General features: G+C 46.0%; 2 protein-coding genes. Both read left to right on the top strand.

What is annotated here, in order from left to right; translation table 11 throughout:
- Positions 1-858: 3-isopropylmalate dehydrogenase (leuB, locus tag VIP81_RS25310; protein WP_331967828.1), on the top strand; the 858-nt coding region annotated here is incomplete at its 5' end.
- Between the two features lie 27 nt (positions 859-885).
- The gene (locus VIP81_RS25305; RefSeq protein ID WP_331967826.1) at positions 886-2,391 is read left to right on the top strand and encodes a 2-isopropylmalate synthase; all 1,506 of its coding nucleotides are present in this window, start codon (positions 886-888) and stop codon (positions 2,389-2,391) included.
- Positions 2,392-2,584 lie beyond the last annotated feature (193 nt).

Below are 2,584 nucleotides of genomic sequence, written 5' to 3'. Positions count from 1 at the left end.
GCTATCGGTCATGCTAAATACGACAACGATCCTACACTGAAAGTAAGACCAGAACAGGGATTGCTGAAGATCAGGAAAGAACTGGGATTGTATGCAAATCTTCGCCCGATAAAACTATTTGATGAACTGCTGGAAGCATCCAGCATTAAGCCGGAAATATTACGTGGGTCAGATATCCTCTTTTTCCGTGAGCTGACCGGCGACGTGTATTTCGGTGAAAAGATCAGGACTGCCGACCGTAACACCGCTTCCGATCTGATGATCTATCACCGCTATGAAGTGGAAAGAATTGCCCGCAAAGCATACGATGCAGCACGCACCCGCCGCAAAAAACTTTGCTCCGTAGATAAAGCAAACGTACTGGAAGCCAGCCGTCTCTGGAGAGAAGTGGTACAGGAAGTTGCCAAAGAATATCCGGATGTGGAAACAGAACATATGTTCATCGACAACGCTGCGATGCAACTGATCAAAGATCCTAAACGCTTTGATGTAGTGGTAACCGGCAACCTGTTTGGTGATATCCTCACCGACGAAGCTTCTCAGATAGCGGGTTCTATGGGGATGCTGGCATCTGCCTCTGTAGGTGACAGCATTGGTTTTTACGAGCCAATTCACGGTTCTGCTCATGATATCGCCGGTAAAGGTATTGCCAATCCGCTGGCTTCTATCTTATCCGCTGCCCTCATGCTCGACATTTCTTTTGGTCTGAAAACAGAATCACAAAGAGTGATTAAAGCGGTAGAAGCTACACTCAGACAAGGTTTCAGAACCATGGACATCGCTAACAAACATACCGTTAACGACTGCATTATGGGTACCGACGCCATGGGCGCCAAAGTATTAGAGAATCTGAATTAATCATTCAACAAAATTATTACACTTATCATGGATAAAAATCGTGTATACGTCTTTGATACCACCTTGCGTGATGGAGAACAGGTCCCCGGTTGTCAGCTGACGACCGTAGAAAAAATTGAGGTAGCAAAGAAACTCGAAGCATTAGGCGTAGATATTATCGAAGCAGGTTTTCCTATTTCCAGCCCCGGCGATTTTCAGAGCGTGGTGGAAATTTCCAAAGCCGTTACAGAACCCGTTATTTGCGCGTTAACCCGTGCTAATACCAAAGATATAGATGCAGCCGCAGATGCGCTACGTTTTGCAAAACGTGGCCGCATACATACGGGTATCGGGTCTTCCGATATGCACATCAAATATAAATTCAACAGCACCCGCGATGAAATACTGGAGCGCGCCGTAGCCGCTGTAAAGTATGCCCGCAAGTTTACCGATGATATTGAATTTTATGCAGAAGATGCAGGCCGCGCGGATAACGAATACCTGGCCCGTATGATCGAAGCCGTGATTGCCGCCGGTGCCACCACCGTCAACATCCCTGATACCAATGGCTATTGCCTGCCCGATCAGTATGGTGCTAAAATCAAATACCTGGTAGATCACGTATCCAATATCGACAGAGCCATCATTTCGGTGCATTGCCATAATGATCTCGGACTGGCTACCGCCAACACCATTGCCGGTGTGATCAATGGCGCCCGCCAGGTAGAATGTACCATTAACGGTATCGGCGAACGTGCCGGTAATACCTCCCTGGAAGAAGTAGCCATGATCCTGAAAACGCATCATGCACTGGGCTATCATACCCAGATCAATTCCAAAGGAATTTACGAAATCAGTAACCTGGTAGAAACCATGATGCACATGCCGGTACAGCCTAACAAAGCAATTGTTGGCCGTAACGCATTTGCACATAGCTCCGGTATTCACCAGGATGGCGTGCTGAAACATCGCGAAAACTACGAAATCCTGAATCCGGAAGACGTAGGGATCAATTCCAACTCTATCATCCTGACTGCCCGCAGTGGCCGTCATGCGCTGAAACATCACCTGTCCCGCCTGGGCTACAACCTGGAACGCGTAAACGTAGACGAAGTATACGAACGCTTCCTGCTTATGGCCGATACCAAAAAAGAAATCAGCGATGCCGATCTGCTGGAACTGATGGGCGATGGAGATGCCAAAACGTATGAAGAAAACGCCATTAAAGTAGTATTACTACAGGTGGTTTGCGGCGATCCGCTTCGTCCGATGGCCACCGTAAGACTGCGTATCAACGGTGAAGAAAGAGAAGCCAGTGCCGCAGGTAATGGTCCGGTAAACGCGACTATCAACGCTATCCACGATATTATCAAAGATGATATTGAACTGGACGAATTTAATATACAGTCCATGCGCGGAGGAAGCGATGATGTGAGCAAAGTAAATATGCGTGTAAAACATAACGGTCAGTCCTATTATGGCTTCGGTATTTCTACCGATATCGTGAACGCCTCCGTTCACGCCTATGTGGATGCACTGAATAAGATATACTAGAGATCACGCGATTTTTTGTCTTTGTTCAGGATTATACTGATTTAGATGATTTTCCGGATTTTTGTTTTTTGATTTTGGAAGATTTAAAAAAGATTAGGGGAGATATAAGCGAATTTCGCTTATATCTCCCCTAATCTTTTAATCACAAGAAATCATAAGAGTAAAAATCCGGAAAATCATCTAAATCAGTATA

The sequence above is a fragment of the Chitinophaga sp. genome (assembly GCF_036566945.1).
In the GTDB taxonomy this organism is placed as follows: Bacteria; Bacteroidota; Bacteroidia; order Chitinophagales; family Chitinophagaceae; genus Chitinophaga.
Note: the sequence above shows the minus strand (reverse complement) of the source record. Positions and strands in the feature narration are given on the sequence as shown.

Bases quoted from the DNA above. Each gene is read 5' to 3' on its own strand.
- VIP81_RS25305 (WP_331967826.1), top strand. From the start codon at position 886: ATGGATAAAAATCGTGTATACGTCTTTGATACCACCTTGCGTGATGGA.